The following is a 726-nucleotide window of genomic DNA, read 5'->3' on the forward strand; positions in this document are numbered from 1 at the left end:
CCCCCCCCGTCGTCCGTCGTTTCCCTTCCGTTTTCGGTCTTCCTTGCCCGGTCTTCTCTTCCGGATAGTTGTTTCTCTTGTCTTCGGTCAACCGGTGGGTGCTCCGTCCTTTCCCTGTCTTCCCGGTTTCCACCTTAATATATATGAGGTGTTTTCATGTGTGGCTTCTTGTGCGTCTTCCGTGCTTTCCCTGTGTGTGCCCTCTGTTCCGGTGTCTTCTCCTTTTTGCAATCCTTGCCGCCCCCTCCATTTTTCCGTTCCAATTCGTTCCGTTGTTCCATTGCGTCTTCCATACTTTCCTTGTGTGCATCTTCTGTCCAGTTGTATTCGTTTTTCTTGTCTCGGTACCTCCTCCTTTTTTACAGCCTTTGCCCATCCCTTTTATCTCTCTTTTGTGTACTCCTCCTGACACATACCCTGCACTTTCTTTGTGTGTCTTTTGTCCCGATACCTCTTCCTCTTTGTCGTCCTTTCTGTCCTTCCTTTCTCCGTCCTTGGGCTTTCCGTTCCCCTTATGCGTGTTTTCAGTCTCGTTGCCCCGCCTTCCCGGTGCTATTCCCCCTTTTCCCCGCCGCCTTTTCCTCCTCTTTCTCCTTCGTTCCCGCGTTTTCCTTCCCCTTTTTCTCCGCTCTTTTCCTCTCCTTCTTCTTCCATTAAGAAAAAAGTTCCCTCTTAAATCGTGCATGATTTCGAGTGTTAAATATATGTTTTACAGCATATTCCTTG

1 protein-coding gene is annotated in these 726 nt (G+C 48.9%); it reads right to left on the reverse strand.

Annotation, left to right across the window (positions count from 1 at the left end):
• Positions 1–154: 154 nt before the first annotated feature.
• Positions 155–685, reverse strand: a complete 531-nt coding sequence (locus HMPREF9074_RS12555; protein WP_034541118.1) for a hypothetical protein — start codon at positions 683–685, stop codon at positions 155–157.
• Positions 686–726 lie beyond the last annotated feature (41 nt).

Origin of the sequence: Capnocytophaga sp. oral taxon 329 str. F0087 (assembly GCF_000213295.2) — a bacterium.
In the GTDB taxonomy this organism is placed as follows: Bacteria; Bacteroidota; Bacteroidia; order Flavobacteriales; family Flavobacteriaceae; genus Capnocytophaga; species Capnocytophaga leadbetteri_A.

What these genes read in the sequence shown, in the direction of transcription:
- HMPREF9074_RS12555 (WP_034541118.1), bottom strand. Translation starts at nt 685, where the DNA reads ATGCACGATTTAAGAGGGAACTTTTTTCTTAATGGAAGAAGAAGGAGA.